Below are 18,640 nucleotides of genomic sequence, written 5' to 3' on the forward strand. Positions count from 1 at the left end.
CCCGGGGCCCCCCGGGGGCCCGGGGCGGCGGGGGGGGCCCGGCGCCCCCCGGGGGGGCCCCCCTTCGCCCAAAAAAACCAACCCGGGGGGCCCCCCCCGCCCCGCGCGGGGGGCCCCCCCACTTCGCGTGCCGGGTGCTCGGGTGCTTCTTCGCGTGCCGGGCCCTTCGGGCTCCCGCTCCGCCTCAGATGCGGACCTGGACGGCGCGCGCGAGGCGGTCGTGCAGGCCGCGGGCGTCGCGGTCCCAGATGACCGCCGGGATGACCAGGGCCAGCAGCAGGGTGCGCAGCACCACACGGCCGAAGCCGAGGCGCCCGCCGTTCTCCGAGATCACCCGGAGGCCAAGGATCCGCTTGCCGGGGGTGAAGCCCACGGTGCCCACGGTCAGGACCGCCAGGGCCACGAAGAGCCCCAGGGTCCAGTTGCCCGTCGCGGTCGACTCGCCGTGCGTGATCAGCCCGTACGTGATGACCAGGCAGCCGGTCCAGTCGATGGCCACGGCGGCCAGCCGACGGCCGAAGCGGGCCACGGAGCCCGGGCCCTCCTTGGGAAGGCCCAGCTGCTGGCCCGGGTAGCCGAAGTCGGCGCCCATGTCCTCGGCGGCCGCGCGGGGGCCGGAGAGCCACGATCCGATTGCTTGCCTGTTGTCCACCCGACCACGGTACCCGTGGTGCTCCCACGGCCTCCGCCGGGACCCTGGTTAACTTGTGCGAAACAAATGGGTCATGCTTGAGAAATCCCGTCTGCTTATGGTCGGGTCAGCGTGCGGCACCGCACTGACGCACCACGAGCTATACAACCCGTCCCTCCCCCGGGGCCGGGAGTAGGAGGAGTTGGATGTTCCAGAACGCCGACGAAGTGAAGAAGTACATCGCAGACAACGACGTCAAGATGGTCGACGTCCGTTTCTGTGACCTGCCCGGCGTGATGCAGCACTTCACGATCCCCGCAGGCGTCTTCAACCCGGACGATGAACTGGCCTTCGACGGCTCCTCGATCCGCGGCTTCCAGGCGATCCACGAGTCCGACATGGCGCTGCGCGCGGACCTGTCGACGGCTCGACTGGACCCGTTCCGTCGTGACAAGACGCTGAACATCAACTTCTTCATCCACGACCCGATCACGGGCGAGGCCTACAGCCGCGACCCGCGCAACATCGCGAAGAAGGCCGAGGCGTACCTCGCCTCCACCGGCATCGCCGACACCGCGTACTTCGGCCCCGAGGCCGAGTTCTACGTGTTCGACAACGTGCGCTTCGCGACCTCCGCGAACGAGAGCTTCTACCACATCGACTCCGAGGCCGGCGCCTGGAACACGGGCTCGACCGAGAACAACCGCGGCTACAAGGTCCGCTACAAGGGCGGTTACTTCCCCGTCGCCCCGGTCGACCACTTCGCCGACCTGCGCGCCGAGATCTCCCTCGAACTGGACGCCCAGGGCCTCCAGGTCGAGCGCCAGCACCACGAGGTCGGCACCGGTGGCCAGGCCGAGATCAACTACAAGTTCAACACGCTGCTCGCCGCGGCCGACGACCTGATGCTCTTCAAGTACATCGTGAAGAACGTCGCCTGGCGCAACGGCAAGACCGCGACCTTCATGCCGAAGCCGATCTTCGGCGACAACGGCTCGGGCATGCACGTGCACCAGTCGCTGTGGGCGAACGGCGACCCGCTGTTCTACGACGAGGCCGGCTACGCGGGCCTGTCGGACACCGCCCGCTACTACATCGGCGGCATCCTCAAGCACGCGCCGTCGCTGCTGGCGTTCACCAACCCGACGGTGAACTCCTACCACCGCCTGGTGCCCGGCTTCGAGGCCCCGGTCAACATGGTCTACTCGCAGCGCAACCGCTCCGCCGCGATGCGCATCCCGATCACGGGCTCGAACCCGAAGGCCAAGCGCGTCGAGTTCCGCGCCCCGGACCCGTCGTCCAACCCGTACCTCGCCTTCTCGGCGCTGCTCCTCGCGGGCCTCGACGGCGTGAAGAACAAGATCGAGCCGATGGAGCCGATCGACAAGGACCTCTACGAGCTCTCGCCCGACGAGCACGCGAGCGTCCCGCAGGTCCCGACCTCCCTCGACGCCGTGCTGCGCGCGCTGGAGGAGGACAACGAGTACCTCCAGGCCGGTGGCGTCTTCACGTCCGACCTGATCGAGACCTGGATCGACTACAAGCGCACCCACGAGATCGCCCCGATCGCCCTGCGCCCGCACCCGCACGAGTTCGAGCTGTACTTCGACCTCTAAGCCGCGCCGCACCACCAGCAAGGGCCGCCGCCCCGGACACCGGGTCGGCGGCCCTTCGCCGTGCTGGAGGGCGGCCCTCGGGCGGGCGACCCGGACGCGCGTCGGGTCAGAGGGCGTCGGGCGCCCTCTTGTACCACTCGGTGATCACCTTGGTCAGGTGGACGATGTTCTGCTGGCGCATGATCGGGGCGGAAGCGCTCCGCTCGAAGTCGTCGGTGGCCGCAGTGGTGCGCCAGATGCTCTGGTCGGTGATCGGCGCGGTCATGTGCCGGTCGAGGCGCTTGAAGAACTCCAGCACGTCCCCGTCCTCGACGCCGTCCTCCCGCAGGTTGCGGTACACGCCGCCCAGGACCCGGAGCATGCCCACGGAGCCGAGGAGCGAGGAGCCGCGCAGCTGCATGGCCTTCGTGGGGGCAGCAGGAGGTTCGTTGCTGCGCTTCTCGGCGAGCGAGGGATGGTAGTTGTCCACGTCCTCCTCGGTGATCTCGGCCAGTGAGATGAAGGCCGTGGAGATCACGTCGAGGAAGCTGCGGACGCTCTCGATGACCTCGCTGTCGGTCATCGACTCCATCTTCTTGCCCGAGCGGCCGCCCGGGCCGGCGATGACGGCGCGCGTCATGTCCGCGACGTGCTTGGCGCCCATCAGGTTCCGGTTGGTCAGCGTCATGCGGTCGCGCTCGATGTCGATCTTCCCCGCGAAGAGCGGGTGGGCGACGATGTCGGTGAGCGTGCGATTGGCGATGCGCGACGTGTCGAAACGGGCCCGGACGGCGCCGGAGATGCCCTTTGCGTTGTCGGCCACGTCCACGAACATCTGCTGGCCGCGGATGCCGTCCGACTCCACGTAGATGTCGACGCCCACGAACTCCCGCTTGAGGCGGTCCAACCGGACGAGCAACGCCTGGCGTTCGTCGTCCAGTTTCAGCTTCTTCGCTTCCCCGGCGCGGACCATCTCGCGGTCGACGCGTGCGACCTCGTCCGTGATCTGCTTCTTCTCCAGGTACACGCCCAGAACGCGGTGCTGGCCGTCGATCGTTATCAGGCGGCCGATGCCGCCGATGGCCCACGGGACCGTGAGGTAGCCGATCGTGCCGTCCGGGCTGATCTGCTCGAAGCGGCATCCGCCGGTGTCCCGGATCAGCAGGGCGGGTGCCACCCAGCCGGGGTTCGCGGCGAGGTACTCGCCGAACTTCTTCGCGTGGAGGGGATCCACCTTCCGGTTGTCCGGGTCGGGCTTGCTCGGATCGGGGATCGGCAGGATCACCGGCAGCTCGGACAGCGGTATGCGGGTCGTGTAGACGGTACGACCTCCCTGGGTGGTGCATATGGCCAGGTAGGTGGATTCCTCGCGCGTCAGCGACAGGCGCGAGGGGTCGACGGTAATGCTCACCGGCAACGGCCTTTCTGGAAAGCGTTGTTGTGACCCATGTGTGACAAGAGGTGACTCTATGGAGCTGTCTGACGGAGCGTCAAGGTGATCTCTGTATTTCGTGGATCAGCTCGTGGGGACCTCCGTACGGCCGGCAGGATCATGTTCGGGGGCGAGCGGCAGGACGTACTCGGCGGCCAGTTTGGCGAGGTGCAGGGGGAGCGGCCGGGCCAGCGGGACGTAGTCGTCGTGGAAGCGGAGCTGGTGGACGAGGGTCGCCCACTCGGCGGGCCGGTCGGGCGCGACGTCCTCGCGTCCCGCGTCCTTCAATGCCTGCTCGGACAGGCAGCCGAGGACGGTCAGCTCCAGGTACAGCGGGTTCCAGGCCGTCTTGCCCGGAGCGGTACGGCCCTGCGCCGTGGGGGCCAGCTTCATCAGTCCCTTCGGGAGCGTGGCCGTGTGGGGCACGTCCGCGGTGCTGGCGAAGACGCGCTGGTCGGGATCCAGTAGCCCCCACACGCCCTTGGCGAAGCCCACCTTGTCCTTGCCGTCGTGGGCGTACCACTCGGGGACCTCCTCCCGTCCGTTCTTGTCCCGGGTGAGGACGACCCGCAGGTCGGGGCCGTGCACGGCGAGCCGCTGGCCGGGACCGGAGCCGAAGCCCAGGCCGTCCCGCACCAGGGCCCCGTTGTACAGGCCCGGCCAGCACTGGCGGAGGTTGCCCGAGTTCACCACGAGGAGTGTCGGCCGGTCCCGGAGCTGGTAGAGCAACGTCCTGATCTGCCGTTCCGCTTCGGCCTGCCACTGTTGCTCCGAACCGCGGATGGTGCCCACGGTGGCCGCCGTGTCCGGTACCGCCGCCAGGGAGAGCATCAGTTCCGGATACGGGACCCACGCGGCCCGGGCCGGATCCCAGCCGTCGATGGCGCCCCGAGCTCCGTCCGGACGGACCCGGACCGCGACCAGCCGCCGCACGGCGCAGCGGGTAGGGCCCTTGCGGGTGTACCGGACGAGCCACAGGCCGACGTACTGGAGGTCCCCGGGGATACCCGCTCCCACCCGGTGCGCGGGGGGCGCCGTCGCGCCGAGCTGGCGGAAGGCGTCGAGCCACGTCCACCGGGCCCGGTGGTTCAAGAGCTCGTCCGCGTCCTCGCGCAGGTTGATGAACTGGCTGAGCCGGCCCGTGCGGGCGCAGGCGATGCGCAGCGCGTGCTTGGGATCGGTGTCCGTCGGATGGAACCGTTCCTTGTCGGCCAGCTCGATGATTGCCAGCCCGCGTGCACCGTCCAACGGCGGGACGCGGTCCGCGACCATGGCGCAGCGCAGGCCCGCGGATTCGGCGAAGCGGACCGACCGAGGACCCTTGCCCGGGATGTCGAGCCCCTCGGCCACGGAACCCGCCGGTTGGGCACGGACCGTGACGTCGATGCCCGGGGCCTGCCACCGCCAGCTCTCCGCGGTGGTCTCCTTCCCCTTGATGCCCGGTGGCAGCCCGATCAGCTCCGGCAGCGCGGTCAGCAGCGCGTTCACGGTGCGCGGGGACTGCCAGAAGACGTCGATCTCCAGCGGACCGCCCCCCAGGGTGGCCGCCAGCGCCTCCCGGCGGCCGAGCGCGAGCTGGGCCTCCCGGGTCTCCCGCGCGTCGGGCGTCGTGGGCCGGGGCAACAGGGACGGCGTGTTGCTGCGGGTGACCCGGGTCAGGTCGGGGATGCGGCGCATCATCGGCCGGAGCCCCTCCTCGACCCAGGCATCCAGTTGCGAACGCTCCTTGGGCATGAGCCCGGAGCCGACTTCGTGGGTGCCGAGCACCGGGCTGTAGACGATCCCGGCAGCGATGTCCCCGCTGCCCCTGAGCCACTTCCCGGGATCCTGGAACAGCTCGTCGGGCTCCGGGTAGCGGCGGACGATGTCCAACTCGGGAAGGAGCAGGGAGGGGCTGCGGCGGCGCCAGGCGAGCTGCCGGCGGCCGCGGTCGAAGTACAGCCCGTTGCCGATCAGCCGGTGGCCCTTGTCGGGACCGTCCGGCCACGGCAGCGGAGCGTCCAACAGCACCGTGGCACCGCGGAATTCGCGGGGCCGGATCGACAGGGAGGTGGCCCAGCGCCGGATGCTGGTGGAGACGTGCACGCGGAAGCGCTCGGTGAACGGGACCGTGTGCACGGTGATGCCGACCAAGGCGGAGTAGTACCAGCTCCGCTTCCGGTGCTCGTACTGCTGTGGCGGCCAGGACACCAGGTCGACGCCCGTGTCGGTGCTCACGACCCGGAAGTTCAGTTCGCTGCCCTGGGCGCGGTAGGGGCGTTCTGCGAGACGGAAGGCGATCCACTCCGGCAGCAGGCCGTACAGCTGCCGAGCGGGTTCGGCCGTGCCGCCGGGCGACAGGGACGACTCGGTCAGGTCGAGCGGCTCGGTCCGCCACGGCTGGAGCCCGTCCGTGACCGACTCCAGCACCTGGAACAGTTCCTCCTCCGCCCCCGCATCGTCCGCCGCGTCCGCGTCCGCATCCTCGGTGTCTGCGGAGCCGCGGGTGAAACCGGCGGCCCACGAGCCGACCAGCGCGGCGATGACTTCACGGGGCACCGGCTCGCGGGCGTAGAGCCAGGGGACCCGGCCGTCTGCTCCGACGCCCTTGGCCGTGGCGATCACGCCCGGCGCCAGAGCGGAGAGCAGGGTGTTGAGCCGACGCACGGGGAGCTGGAGGGGGTGGTCGCGGGAGGTGTGTGCGCGGGAGGTGTGTCCGCGGGCGTACAGGCCGGTGAGCCGGGTGTGGAGTTCCGGCCCGAAGGCCAGCACGCTGGGCTGCACGAGCCAGGGCCCGTGGGCGGGATCGGCTTCATAGGCGGTCGTCCGAATGGTTTGGTACATGCGGGTGCTCCCGACGTCGTGGGATAGCGGGGACTACGCGGACTCGGCCGGGTGCAGGCACCGGCCGAGCATCTGCCACAGCGGCGCGTAGAGGGCGTGGACGATGAACCGGTCGTCCGGCGGGACGTCCGTGCCGTCCGTGAAGTACGGCCGCAGTACGGCCAGGACGCTGTGCAGGAGACTGGACTCGTGGTCATCGGCGGACGGCGGGTCGGCGGCCCGACGGGGAGCGAACGCGGCGTCCACGAAGACCACCCTGGCCGGTACGCCACCGCGCACCAGTCGGCCGATGACCTGCCACATCAACACCAGCAGGTCCCAGGTGACCGGTACGCGCTCGTCGCCGAGGCGGCTCCAGGCCATGCTGCGCTGGAGGACCTGGTACCAGCGGGCCCGGGCCTGGCGCCGGACCTCGTCGGCACCCTCGTCGACGGTGCTGCCACTGCGGACCCAGCGCTCGAAGTCGCCGCCGTCCACCGCCCGTACGATCCAGTCGTTGATCGCGTAGACGGCGAGCATCAGGTCGTGGGGGTGCGGGTTGGGGCGGGCGAGGAAGTACACCGTGCCGATGGCGGCCACGTCGTCCTCGTTGAGGATGTTGTGACCGCGTTCCACGGCCAGCAGCGGGGCGACCAGAACGTCCGCGCAGCTGTCCCGGAGCCGTTCGACGTCGCCCCGCCGCAGCGTCCTGGCGTACTGGCCGCCCTCGTGGGGTTCGTCCTCGAACTCCTCGTCGTCCGAGACCAGGCGCAGGACGCGGTCCTTCCACCGGGAGTTGAGGTTGTGCAAGGTGTCGGCCACCACCCGCGCCTCCTCGTAACTGCCCACGAGGAGCAGGATCTGGTCCCGCCTGCTCGACACTTCCCGGAGTTCCCGCTCCAGCGGTCCTCCGTGCTCCTTGCCCTGTTCGATGCCGGCTCCCAGCCACCGGGCGATGCGGCGCAGCTTCTCCGGTCGGTCCTCGGGGTCCGTGCCGGAAACCCGTAGGTACTCGCCGTCCTCCTCGATGAACTCGAACCGCATCGTGCTCTCCCGGGCGAGCCGCTCGGTCATGGCGGCCGGAGGCTGGATGACCACGCCCACCTCGACCGGGACGTGGTAGCGACTGGACCGGCCGGCCCAGCTGCTGGCGGACATCAGCAGGACGTGCGCGCCCGGCCGCCCGTCGGCCGCTGCCATTTTCGGCATGGCGCGGAGCAGTTCCCGGCCGACGCCGCTGCACCGGAAGAACTTCAGCTCCCCGCTGCGGATCCCGCCCTCGTCCTGACCCTCGACCTGGAACTGGAAACCCAGCACGTTGCCCATCGGTGCTTCGGGCACCACGGGCGCGTAGTCGACGGGGCGGCGGTACATCGAGTTGAAGCCCAGGTTGAGGGCGGCCTCGACGCGCGGCCACATGGCGTTGATGAGGGCGAGCTTCGGTTCGAGGGCGGCCAGGAGGAGGGTGAATTCGAAGCGCTTGCCCATTTCCGCGTGCCACTCGTCGGGGGACTGCGGCAGCGGGAGGTCCTTCTTGTAGCGGCGGCTTCCCGCGCGTCGCTCGGCCGACTTCCTCTCCCGTGCGGCGAGCTGCTCCGCGTACCGGGCCCGTTTGGCCGCGAGGAAGTTCTTGTCGATCGCGAAGACGCGGTCCATAACCTTCATGAGCTGCCGGCGGGTGTGCTCCGGAGTGTTGGTGTGCATGATCGCGTTGAGCAGTTCCGTCAGGTCCGCGAACCGTTCCGTGGTGGACCGTCGCCGGTCGCCGAACGGGTTGTCCCGGAAGGCGTCCAGCTTCTTGCCGAGTGCCTCTCTCGCGGACGTCTGAGCCTCCGTGCTCGCGTTCGACGCGTCCGCCGGCGGGTAGCGTTCGTCGAGCAGTCCCAGCTGGAGCGTCCACGCGCTGAAGTAGCCGGTCCGCACCCAGGACCGCAGCCCGTGGTCCGCGACGAGCATGGCGAAGAGCCGGTCCGTGGCCTGGGTCGCGGTGTTCAACGAGGCGATGAAGTTCTCCACGTCGCGGTCCGAGAGCTGGATCCGCCCGCCCACGGACAGTTCTCGGATCTTGTGGCCGCTCAGCTTGTCGATGAAGCCCTCTTCGTCCGTTCCCGCGAGCAGTACCGCGGGCGCGAACATCTGGTCGAGCTGCATCTGGACCCGGTCGGCCTCGTCGACGATGACCAGATCGCTCCGGCGGCAGGCCAGTTCCAGATAGCGGATCCGTTCGCCGTTCTGCGGGCGGGGCGGCTCCGCATCGACCAGACCGGCGGGCGTGGTCACCCAGATGTCGGCGGACACCAGCTCCCGGGCGGCGTGGTGCCGTGGGCACGACGACCAGAGCGGACAGCTGACCGACTCCTTCTGCCAATCCGGGTCCCGCCGGTCCCGCCGTCCCGGCGCCGCCCGGCGGGACGGCGCGTGCAGGTTGTTGCAGGGGGCCTCGCCGAAGCCGAGCACGTCGCCGCCGGTGTCGCCCCGGCGCAGCGCGTTCAGGGTGCAGGCGCTGCTCAGGTACGCGAAGGAGGAATCGGTGTGGGCGAGCAGCCGGTGTTCGCCCTGTCCCGCCAGTCGGCGGTGCAGTCGCTGGGCATGGCGCTCCCGCCCTGCCGCACCGAGGATCGGGGCGGCGCCGTTGCCGGTGTAGACGTTGTAGAGCTTGGTCAATTTGAGGACGTCGGCCACGTCGCTGACGACCACGGTGGTCCGCTTCGCACACCGGGTGGCCAGATGTACGGCGATGACGTCCCTCAGGGTGCTCTTGCCCGACCCGACGATGCCGAGCAGGTGCTGGACGCCGTCCACCGTGAAGGAATCCGACGGTTCGAACCCGGCCGCGGTGCGGACCGAGAGGACGAGCGGGGCGAGCCGGGCGGCCCACTGCCTGTCCTCGACGGTGTCCATCCAGGCCGCGGTACGGATCAGCTCGCCGAGGGTGAAGGTCAGCGGCTCGCCACCACCAGGAGGCGGTCGGTCCACGTCGTGGGCGATCAGCGGCGCCTGTGGAAGCTGCGGCAGGTCCACCACGGCCATGCTGCGGCTGAGGGGGAAGGCGTACGTGCCTTCCCCGGCCTGCGCCGGACGGACACCCGCGAGGGGCGGGGCCACCCGCAGCACCTCGTCGTAGTCCTGCCAGCGGCGTCCCGCCACCGAGACCTCGCGGCGCACCGCCGGCCGGTCGGGGTCCGTCACGTCGAAGCCGCGCAGGGCGGGAGCGAGCTTCTGGTAGCGCTCCAGCGCGTCGCGCCACGCCCTGCGGCGCCCCAGGGTCCACAGCGAGTGGCGGGCGACGCGCTGCTGCTGTTCGACGGCCTGCGGGTGTCCCACGCCCCACGCCGAGGCGAACGGGTAGCCGCTGAAGAGCACCCAGGCGTGGGTGGCGGGGCTGCCCGGCATCAGCCGCTGCTGGAAGTGCAGGCCGATCTCGACCTGGCACATGTCCCTCAGTTCGGGGCCGCTCGCAGAGAGGCCGGAGAACCGGGCGAGGCCCGACAGGGATTCGTACAGGGGGCCGTTGACGTCACGCATCCGGCGACTCCGTTCCGTTCGGCTTCTTGGGCGAGTCGGTCAGCCGACCCGGCAGGTCCTCGGGAGTGCTCAGCACCACGTCCTGCGCGACGTCGTCACCGATCGCCGCGGCGAAGGCGGTGCGGTACCCGGGCGCGTCCCAGGCCCACCGGGGTACGACGGCCAGCAGCGGCCCGCCGTGGGCAGCACGGTCTTCCCGTACCCGGGCGGCGAGCAGGGCGGGCTGGCGGCGGTCGTAGGCGCGCACGAGCCAGGTCCTGCCGACCCGGCCCCGCACGACATGGCCGCCCAGCCCGGCCCCCGCGAACTCGTACGGCACTTCGGCGCGGGTCAGCTCGCTCAGCGCGGCCTGCTCGGTGTGCCACGGGAGCGAGAGGAAGGCGCGCAGGCTCGGCCGGAGGATCTTGGCCAGCCCCGCTTGGCGGACCGTTTCGGGCGGCACGTCCGCCGGGCAGGCCTCGCCTTCGCACCACACGCCGGTGCTGCCGTCCCGGCGCCCCTCCGAGCGGTACGGGAGACCGCAGGTGCCACACAGCTCCAGGTCACCGTCGGTGAGGAGAGAAGCCGGCACCCGCTCGTAGAGGTCGCTGATGCTCGTCCAGACGGCCGTGTTCCACGAGGGCTGTATGCGGTGGCGCCGCGTGATCACGGGGTGCTGCGCGAGGAAGAGACGGCGGCGGCGATGGCGTTCGACCGGTCCGCGCCGTACCGCGGGCTCCGCGAGCAGCTGCACCGCTTCCTGCTCGACCTCTCCCTGCGGACCGTGGGAAGCGAGTTCCAGACATGATCGACTGGGCATCGCGCCGACGGCATCGACGAGCGTCGTCCCCGGGTCCACGAGGGTGTCCGGGACCTGGAACAACGGATCGCCCGCAGGGACGTCCCGGCACCACTCGATCAGCTCCGGCACGCCCTTCGGCGGTGGCAGACCGCGGCGGATGCAGTACAAGCCGGTGCGGTCCAGCACCAGCTGGACGCGGCGGGGGTAGGGCAGCGAGAAGGAACGCAGGCGGTCCTGGTCCGCCAGTTCGACCACGATCCTCGCGAGTGCGGTGTAGAGCGCTGTGCCGGAGGGGTCCGGTTCGGGGGGCGTCAAGCGAGGACCTCCTGAGCGGCGCGCTGCGTCGGCGCGCCCGCTCCGGCGGCGTTCGCCGGGCACCAGCGCGCGACCTCGCACCGGGAGCACTCGGTGCCCGGGGCGGCCCGGAAGGCGTCGTCGCGGTACCAGTCGGTCACCAGGGAGGCCACGATCTGCTCCGCCGAGCTCCGCACCGCCGGCACGAACGGGTCGATGATCTCCAGATCCGCTCCGTCGGGGCGCAGCACCTCCAGTTCGACGCGGGCGCGCGCGCGTGTTCCGCCGAGATCGCCGCGAGCGAGCAGCAGGACTCCCAGGGCCAGTTGGGGATGGCGGACGAGCAGGTCGTCGGCGGCGCGGTAGTTGCTCGCGGAGGTCTTGGTCTCGCGCCACACCCAGGAGCCGCCGTCCCGGTAGAGGAGGTCCGGTGCCGCGATCACCACCACGTCGGCCGCGGTGTCGTGGCGCACGACACGGGCCTCGGCGCGCACGTCGGTCCGGTCCCCGGCGAAACGCATGGGGCACACGACCGCGTGCCGCTGGAGCAGGAGCCGTCCGAGCGTGCGCTCTTGGGGGCCGAGCGCGTAGGTGTCGGGCACCCAGTCCTCGGGCACGTCGTCGGTGCAGGTCCGCAGCGGACCGCTGCCATGCTGCTGGGCGAGGTACGCGTGCACCGCCCGGCCCCGTTCGGCCGCCGAGCTGCGTTCCACGGCGTCGGCGGTGGGCAGCCGCAGCCGACGGAAGTGGTCACGGGCCGGACAGGCCCGGTAGTTGCGGCCGTTGGTCACCGACCAGCTCCGCCGGGGGCGGCCCGTACCGCTGATGCCGAGGAGGCCGGGGGCCTTGCGCAGGGCGGGGCAGACGGACTGGAAGGGGCATTCCGCGCAGCCCGATCCGGGCCGGTAGTCCTGCGTGTCGAGCAGGGCCGAGAGGGCCTTGGCCCCGTGCGTGCGGTAGAGGGCGAGGGCCTGTGGGCGAGTGCCCTCGAACAGGACGCGCACGCTCCCGTCGAACAGGGCGAACTCGACGATGCGCAGACGGTCCGGCAACGGCCCCGGGCCGCCTTCCGCGAGCACCAGGGCCGCTGCGGCCACGTGGCCCGGATCGGGATCGGTGCTGCTCAGTCGGTTGACGGGGAGCCGGAGTTCGCGTTGGGTACCGTCCTCGGACCGGAGGCAGCGGCCCCATACGGAGATGCGGTACTCGCGCGCGCCGCGGTGGTCGGGCGAGGCCGGCTGGTGGCGGTACACCCAGGGGGAGGGCTGCTCGACCAGCGGCCGGTCCGGGTCCGGCGCAAATGCGTCCCGGTACATCGCGACGGCGTGTACGGTCCACTGCCGCAGGCCGTCGTGCACCGCGGTCGGACGCCGTCGCGGACCCTCGCCTTCGGCCCGGTCGGGCACCTCGTGGTCCAGGGCGGCCATGAAGGGCCCGAGGGCGAAGTGCTCCAGTTCCTCCTTCGTGCCGTAGGCGGGGCGCCGCACCCGGTAGCCCCGGGCCTTGAGGGCATCCGCGGCGGGGCAGCGGAAGTCGCTCCGCTTGAACGTGCCCAGGGGGACGGTGATGACGTTGGACCGCTGGTGCAGACCGTCGGGGGGTGCCCCGAAACCCGTCATGAAGAATTCCTTTCTGCTGGAAGAGCGGACGGTGGCGATGATCGAAAAGGGGACGCTGCTCAATGGGCGTTACAAGGTGGGTGAAGAAATCAGTGTCGGCGGTCAGGCCCACCTCTATGCGGCGCATGATCTCGAAACGGGCGAAGTGGTGGCGGTGAAGGCGCAACTGCCCCTCGTTCTGCAGAGCGTCAGCCAGTACAGGGAGGAGTCGAGGGAAATGCAGCGGGAAGCATGTCGGAGCGGTCGCCTTTCTGCTCTGACGCGCATCCCCAAGGTTGTGGACCGGGGTTGGTACAAGGGTGATCGCTACTACGTCGTGATGAGCTTCATCGATGGCGTCATGCTCTACGATTCCGTGATCTCCGCAAGGCCTTTCAAGGATCTGGCCACGACGGCATCGGTGATCGGCCAGTTCTGCGAGATCCTCCATGTGGTGCACGAGAACGGATTCGTCCACCGGGACGTGAAGCCGGAGAATGCGATCCTCGACTGGGATGGAACCCTCTGGGTGCTGGATCTCGGTTTTGCGGTGAAGGAGGGAAGGGCCACTCTCGGGGGGTACGCGACGCGTGGATACGCTGCGCCTGAACAATTCGAGGACCGGGAGGAGGGGGTCACGCCGCGTGCGGACGTATTCGCTCTCGGCTGCATTCTGCTGGAACTGACCACCATGTACCTTCCCTATCGCGGTATGTACGGTCGACCCTCGCTCGACGTTCCTGCCATTCCGCCCGAGGTGGACCGGCTGGTGCCACCGGAATTCCATTCCCTGATCCTCCGCATGGTGGCGATGGATCCGGGTGATCGGCCGGACCTGCTCGAAGTGTTCGAATCCTTGCGGCTTTTGATCCCCGTACGGGGGGCGGCGCCCCCCGTGAGCCGGATCAAGCCCGATCCCACCGAGCACTTCCGCCGCCACGGTCATGCGCTGTGACCGGGCGACCGCTACCGCAGGCTCGCCAGCTCGGCCAGTACCTCATCCACCCCCTCGCCGCCCAGTGCTTCCAGCAGCTGGGCGGCCCGCTCCAGCGCCGCCACCGCACGGGTGGTGTGCCCGCCGCTCAGCAGCGCCGCGGCGTAGGGGCGCAGGAACTTGGCCTCGTTGGGGCGGTAGTCCAGCTCGCGGTATATCTCCAGGGCCTGTTCGTAGAGGCTCAGGGCCAGGGGCCCCTCCGCACGGGAGAGATGGATCTTGGCCAGGGTGGTCAGCGCGTTCGCGGTGGCGTTGCGGTCCGCGCCGTGCCGGAAGATCCGGAGTGCCGCGTTGCACAGGCCCAGCGCCAGGTCGTGCTCGCCGCGGTCGTGGGCCAGGGTGCCGAGGCCGTTGAGTACGGCGGCCTCACCTTCGGCCTGCTGCGCCGCGCGGAAGATGGCCAAGGCGCGCTCGGAGTGCTCCCTGGCGCCGGCGGGATCTCCTTGCCGGCGGCAGAGCGTCGCCAGCGCGTGCAGGGACCAGGCGAGGCTCATGCTCCCGGTCCCGTCGTCGTGCTGGACGCTCAGCTCGACGGCCTTGCGCAGGTGGGCGGCGGCCCGTTCGTAGCCGGACGGGCCCGGCAGGCTGCTGGCCAGCATCCGGTGCACCATGGCGAGATCGGCGGGCGAAGCGATGTCCGAGGCCGCGGAACAGGCGTGTTCGAGATTGCGGTGGGCCTCGAAGTGGAAACCGCGGCGCCATTGGTACGTGATCAGGGCCATGGGCAGGAGCCACATGTGGCGCTTGGACCCGGCGCTCACCGCCAGGTCCACCATCGACAGCAGCGTTTGGTACTCGGTGTCCAGCAAGCGCATGGCCGCGTCCTCCCCGGACGGGAGCATGACCGTCGTGTCCCCCGGCCCGCCGACCGGCAGCCACCGGGTCGGGTCGAGGATCCGGTCGCAGGTGCTGACCTGCTGGAGCGCATATTCGAGAGAGCGCTGAAGGGTGCGCTCCGCGAGGTCCTGGCTGGTCCCCGGGATGTGCTGCGCCGCGTAGTGGCGCCCGTAGACGCGGACCAGGTCGTGCATCCGGTAGTGCTCCGAGGCATCGCACACCCGTTCCAGCAGGTGGAGGTCGACGAGTTCGTCGATGGCGCGGGCCGCGTCGGCCAGGGGCCCCGCCTGAGCCAGGTCCATCAGCGCGCACCAGCTGATCACCGGTCCGGGATGGATGGCCGTCTGCCACAGCAGCAGGGCGGCCTCGGGAGAGAGCCCGGCGACCGACGACTGCAGAGCCGCTCGGACCGACCGGGCGGGGTCGTGGGGTTCCATGGCCTCCAACCGGGTCCGTTCAGTGGTGAGTTGAGCGATGAGGAATGCGATGGCGTGGGGCGGCCGTTTGCCCAGGAGCGCCGCCACGAGGGTCAGGGCGAGCGGAAGGTGGTCGCAGAGATCGGCGATCTCGGGCAGCTGGTGCGCGATCCGTTCGTGGGCGGCCGGGGAGAGGCCGCGCCGGAGGAGTTCCTGAGAGGCTGCCGGGGCCAACGGGCCCAAGCTCAGCCGGTGCGCGCCCGGAGCGGCGGAGGTGCAGATGCCGGCACGACGGGTCGTGACGATCACCGCGCAGGTTCCGTCACCGGGTAACAGCGGCGCCACCTGATGGGCCGTGGCCGCGTTGTCCAGGACGAGGAGGACGGAGCGACCGGACAATGCCGTCCGGAACGCGGCGGTCTTCTCCTCCGGTGTGGTGGCGCGGGTCCGGATCTTCAGCTGGGCCAGGAAGCGGTCGAGCAGCTGCTCCGGCGGCAGCGGGTCCGTGTCCTCGGCGAAGCCGAGGAGGTCGGCGTGCAGCGCACCGTCCGGATACGCGCCCGCGATGCGTGCGGCGAGATGGAGGGCGACGGCGCTCTTGCCCGCCCCGGCCATTCCGCTGATCTCGACCACGGACAGGCACCGGCGCCGTCGGTCCTCCAGGACGGCCGCCGCGATCGGGCCGAGCACGCTGTCCCGGCCGTAGAGGGGGCCGCCCGCCGCGGGCAGTTGCTGCAGGACGGGCCGCGCTCCGCGGACGGCCGGTCCGGCCGGACGGCGCTTCTTGAGCTCGGCGAGCATCTCGCGCTCGTGCGGGGCGGTCGGCTGGCCGTGCCGGGCCGTCCAGTGAGCGATGCGGTCGAGGCGTTCGGACAGTTTGGGCTGCGCGGTGTCCAGCTGGATGAGGAAGACCTCGTGCCATCCCGGATAGCGCCGCAACAGGTCGTCGCAGTCGCGCTGGACCTCTGCGAGCTCGCCCATGTCCCGGGCGGCCTTCAGGCGTGCCAGGCTGGTCTGCTTCTGGAGGCCCCGCAGTTCGCTCTTTCGTACTTCGAACGCGGTTCCGCCCAGCCCGTGGAGAGGTCCGTCCGGGTGGAACTCGGCCAGGGCCAGGGCCAGCAACTTGAGGCGGTCGGCTCCCGCCTCGCTCATCCCCTGCGCGTGGTAGTCCTGGAAGCGGAGCAAGTCCAGCTCGCCGGTGTCCAGGAGAATCGAATACGCGTGCTTGCGGGGGCTGATCACGCGGCCGTCGAGCTTGAGGCGGAGCGCTCGGACCGCCTGACGGATGGTGGAGTCCTGTGCCGCCCGCCCGGGCCAGACCGCATGGCGGATCTCGCCGTAATCGGCCGTGAGGCCGGGTGACGTGGCCAGCAGTGCGAACAGCGCGGCCATCTGCGAGGTACCGGAAATGATGCGCTGACCAGCCTTCATCACGCTGATCGGGCCCAGTACGAACGCCTCCAAGAACTCCTCCTCGAATGATCGGGTGCCACTGACGGCTCTGCTGCATCAGTGCGCACTCCCCACGCTTCCTACACCCGGGCCGATCTCCCCACGTCCCGTTCCGGCATCACGGAGACCTCACACCCACCTCACAGCTGTCTTCTCGGAGCCCGCCGGCAGCCGGGCACCATGACATCACTCGCTCAGAAGAGATCCAGCAGGAAGGTGCGGAGCATGAACCGAAGCGGTGGAGGTCGGGACCTCTCCCGTCTCAGGAGGTCCTCGTCGAACCGGGGCAACTACCGGGCGTCGAAGGCGTCCAAGGCGAAGGCGCAGGGGCCCGAGGTCCCGCCGACGGCCACCCCCGCGGACCCGGAGCCCGAGCAGACCCCCTGACCGACCGTTGCCCGGTGAGGTCGTGGGCGCCGCTGTTCCGGGCGCCCACCCCTCATGGCCTCCGGTTCCAACGGGCCGTCAGCGATCGACCGTTCTCGCACAAGCGCATAAAAGTGAGGCACATGAGGCTGGAGTCCGACTTGTCCAGAATCATGCGCCCGCTCGGACAACTCGCCGTGTCAAGGAGCCGTTTCATGACGTTGCTACATCCCAGTGGAGTGTTCGCCGCCGTCAGGAAGTCCATAGCCGATCCGCGCACCGCCGATGAGGTGCGTCTGCCGGTCCGCGTGGACGGGGAGGTGACCCTGCTGTCCCCGGACGGCGCGTTCGCCGCCCTGTACGGGCCGAGTGCCGATGAGGCAGTCGGCGTCGAGGTCTGGCGGTCGGCCATCCGTGCCGCACAAACGGAGGGCGGGCCGTACGGTCCGTGGCGGCTGCTGTTGATCTGGTTGGCACTGCCCAGGTTGAGCGGCGCGGTCTACCGGGTCTGCACCCGGATGCGGGCGGTCCGCGCCGATGTCGAGGCCGAGGTGGTGACCGCGTTCCTGGAGGTGCTGCCGTCCTTGGACCCGGACCTTCCGGAGGCGGCGACCGTCCTCCTGCGGACCGCGCGGAGCAGGGCGTGGCGGTACGCCCGGTCGTTGAAGGGTCTGGTGCCCGTCGGATACATCGAGGACCTGGTGCACGACGGCCGGCATCCGGGGGCGGACGCGGAGGAGGGGGCCGACGGGGCCGACGGGGCGCAGGGACGGACGGTCGAGGTGGTCCGCCCCGACGGCCTCGCCGGGCTCCGGGCGCCGCTCCGCTTCACCGTCTCGGCGGAGCGGCTCGAAGGTGCCCGGTCGGGGGCCTCGGTCGCCCGTCCGGAGCTGGGTGCCCCGCTCCGCAGGTCCAAGCGGCCCGGGCGCGGGCGCTGGACCGGCGCGGTGCCGCCGCGCCTCGACGGGCGGCGACCGTGACCGTGCAGCCGCGTGCGCCGCTGACCTTCGGCGAGGCCTTCGAGTTGCCGGTCGCGGTCGATCTGCGAACGGCGGCCCGGGCGTTGGGGATCGGTCGGGCAACGGCGTACAAACTGGTGCGGCAGGGAGTCTTCCCCTGCCCGGTGCTTCGCGTGGGCGGCCGCTACCGGATCCCGACCACGCCCTTGATGCGGCTGCTCGGGATCGAGGAACAGCCCGTCTACACCATTGATCTGGAGGGGTGACGGGCCCCGCCTCAGCGCAGCGCCGGCATGCCGTTCGTCAGGGCGTGGAGGGCGTGGACCGCGAGGGCGGCGGGGGAGCCCGGGCCCGTGGTGGGGCCGTCGCCCGTGGACCAGACCTCCAGGGCGACGCGGATGGCGTCGGTGGCCGCCGCCGCGAGGAGGCGTACCGCCAGGGCGTCCGCGTCCGGGCCGGCCAGCCGCGCTATCAGGGGGACCAGCTGTTCCTCGGACTCCTGGTTGACCCGGTACCAGACGGCCCGCAGGGCGGGGTCGCCGGCCGCCGCGCGCAGCAGGCCGCGGGTCACCTCCAGGCCCTCGCCGATGACGAGCGGGTCCGTGAGGGAGCGGGTGACGGCGCGCTCCAGGGCTTCGGCCAGGGGGGTGCCGGGGTGCTCCTCGGCGAGCAGGGCTCGCCACTCGTCGCCGCCGCCCGCGAGCAGCGGTGCCACGGCTTCCTGTTTGTTGCGGAAGTAGCGGTAGAACGTGCGCAGTGCGACGCCCGCGCGGTGCGCGATGTCCTCGGCGGTGGTGCCGTCGGGGCCGTGTTCGGCGAAGAGTTCGCAGGCGGCGCGGGCGATGTCCAGCTGGGTGGCGGCCTTGCGCCGTTCGGTCAGGGACTGCGCTGCGGGGCCGGGCTGGGGAGCGTACGGACGGGGAGATCTCACCCCCGAAGCCTACCTCTGCCCATCGCA

General features: G+C 70.7%; 13 protein-coding genes. 5 read left to right on the forward strand and 8 right to left on the reverse strand.

Translation table 11 applies throughout. The features are described 5' to 3' along the window. Window positions 1-184 precede the first annotated feature (184 nt). The gene (locus tag ACIBEA_RS32745; protein ID WP_399266831.1) at window positions 185-652 is read right to left on the reverse strand and encodes an RDD family protein; all 468 of its coding nucleotides are present in this window, start codon (window positions 650-652) and stop codon (window positions 185-187) included. Between the two features lie 185 nt (window positions 653-837). Between ACIBEA_RS32745 and glnA the strand changes: the two genes are divergently transcribed. Continuing rightward, window positions 838-2,247, forward strand: a complete 1,410-nt coding sequence (gene glnA / locus ACIBEA_RS32750) for a type I glutamate--ammonia ligase (RefSeq protein ID WP_399266832.1) — start codon at window positions 838-840, stop codon at window positions 2,245-2,247. 106 nt (window positions 2,248-2,353) lie between these two features. On the opposite strand, the gene ACIBEA_RS32755 is transcribed toward glnA, so the two are convergent. The 5 genes from ACIBEA_RS32755 to ACIBEA_RS32775 all read right to left on the reverse strand — a co-directional run bounded on the left by ACIBEA_RS32755 (window position 2,354) and on the right by ACIBEA_RS32775 (window position 12,679). Continuing rightward, window positions 2,354-3,637 carry a DNA sulfur modification protein DndB gene (locus tag ACIBEA_RS32755; RefSeq protein WP_399266833.1) on the reverse strand — a complete coding sequence of 428 codons (1,284 nt, stop codon included), beginning with the start codon at window positions 3,635-3,637 and terminating at the stop codon, window positions 2,354-2,356. A 105-nt stretch (window positions 3,638-3,742) separates the two neighbouring features. Beyond that, window positions 3,743-6,481: a pPIWI_RE module domain-containing protein gene (locus tag ACIBEA_RS32760; RefSeq protein ID WP_399266834.1), complete on the reverse strand. Its 2,739-nt coding sequence runs from the start codon at window positions 6,479-6,481 to the stop codon at window positions 3,743-3,745. 33 nt (window positions 6,482-6,514) lie between these two features. After that, on the reverse strand, window positions 6,515-9,985 hold the full coding sequence (locus ACIBEA_RS32765; RefSeq protein ID WP_399266835.1) for a hypothetical protein: 3,471 nt from the start codon (window positions 9,983-9,985) through the stop codon (window positions 6,515-6,517). Then, window positions 9,978-11,081: a hypothetical protein gene (locus ACIBEA_RS32770; RefSeq protein ID WP_399266836.1), complete on the reverse strand. Its 1,104-nt coding sequence runs from the start codon at window positions 11,079-11,081 to the stop codon at window positions 9,978-9,980. Before ACIBEA_RS32770 ends, ACIBEA_RS32765 begins: the two co-directional genes overlap by 8 nt. Continuing rightward, on the reverse strand, window positions 11,078-12,679 hold the full coding sequence (locus tag ACIBEA_RS32775; protein ID WP_399266837.1) for a PD-(D/E)XK nuclease family protein: 1,602 nt from the start codon (window positions 12,677-12,679) through the stop codon (window positions 11,078-11,080). The genes ACIBEA_RS32770 and ACIBEA_RS32775 overlap by 4 nt, the downstream gene beginning before the upstream one ends. Between ACIBEA_RS32775 and ACIBEA_RS32780 the strand changes: the two genes are divergently transcribed. Then, on the forward strand, window positions 12,678-13,613 hold the full coding sequence (locus tag ACIBEA_RS32780; protein WP_399266838.1) for a serine/threonine protein kinase: 936 nt from the start codon (window positions 12,678-12,680) through the stop codon (window positions 13,611-13,613). The two genes, ACIBEA_RS32775 and ACIBEA_RS32780, sit on opposite strands and share 2 nt — an antisense overlap. Before the next feature lie 11 nt (window positions 13,614-13,624). Here the strand turns inward: ACIBEA_RS32780 and ACIBEA_RS32785 are convergent, their stop codons facing one another. Continuing rightward, window positions 13,625-16,369, reverse strand: coding sequence for a tetratricopeptide repeat protein (locus ACIBEA_RS32785; RefSeq protein ID WP_399266839.1), 2,745 nt, complete (start codon window positions 16,367-16,369; stop codon window positions 13,625-13,627). A 213-nt stretch (window positions 16,370-16,582) separates the two neighbouring features. Here ACIBEA_RS32785 and ACIBEA_RS32790 point away from each other — a divergent pair, with 213 nt between their 5' ends. From ACIBEA_RS32790 to ACIBEA_RS32800, 3 genes are all read left to right on the forward strand, one after another. Further along, window positions 16,583-16,744 carry a hypothetical protein gene (locus tag ACIBEA_RS32790; RefSeq protein WP_399266840.1) on the forward strand — a complete coding sequence of 54 codons (162 nt, stop codon included), beginning with the start codon at window positions 16,583-16,585 and terminating at the stop codon, window positions 16,742-16,744. A 194-nt stretch (window positions 16,745-16,938) separates the two neighbouring features. After that, window positions 16,939-17,703 carry a hypothetical protein gene (locus ACIBEA_RS32795; RefSeq protein ID WP_399266841.1) on the forward strand — a complete coding sequence of 255 codons (765 nt, stop codon included), beginning with the start codon at window positions 16,939-16,941 and terminating at the stop codon, window positions 17,701-17,703. Beyond that, complete coding sequence (locus ACIBEA_RS32800; protein ID WP_399266842.1) at window positions 17,700-17,948, forward strand: helix-turn-helix domain-containing protein; 249 nt, start codon at window positions 17,700-17,702, stop codon at window positions 17,946-17,948. Before ACIBEA_RS32795 ends, ACIBEA_RS32800 begins: the two co-directional genes overlap by 4 nt. Window positions 17,949-17,959: 11 nt before the next feature. Here the strand turns inward: ACIBEA_RS32800 and ACIBEA_RS32805 are convergent, their stop codons facing one another. After that, on the reverse strand, window positions 17,960-18,613 hold the full coding sequence (locus ACIBEA_RS32805; RefSeq protein WP_399266843.1) for a TetR/AcrR family transcriptional regulator: 654 nt from the start codon (window positions 18,611-18,613) through the stop codon (window positions 17,960-17,962). Window positions 18,614-18,640: the final 27 nt, after the last annotated feature.

This window comes from Streptomyces sp. NPDC051555 (assembly GCF_044454405.1).
Classification (GTDB): domain Bacteria; phylum Actinomycetota; class Actinomycetes; order Streptomycetales; family Streptomycetaceae; genus Streptomyces.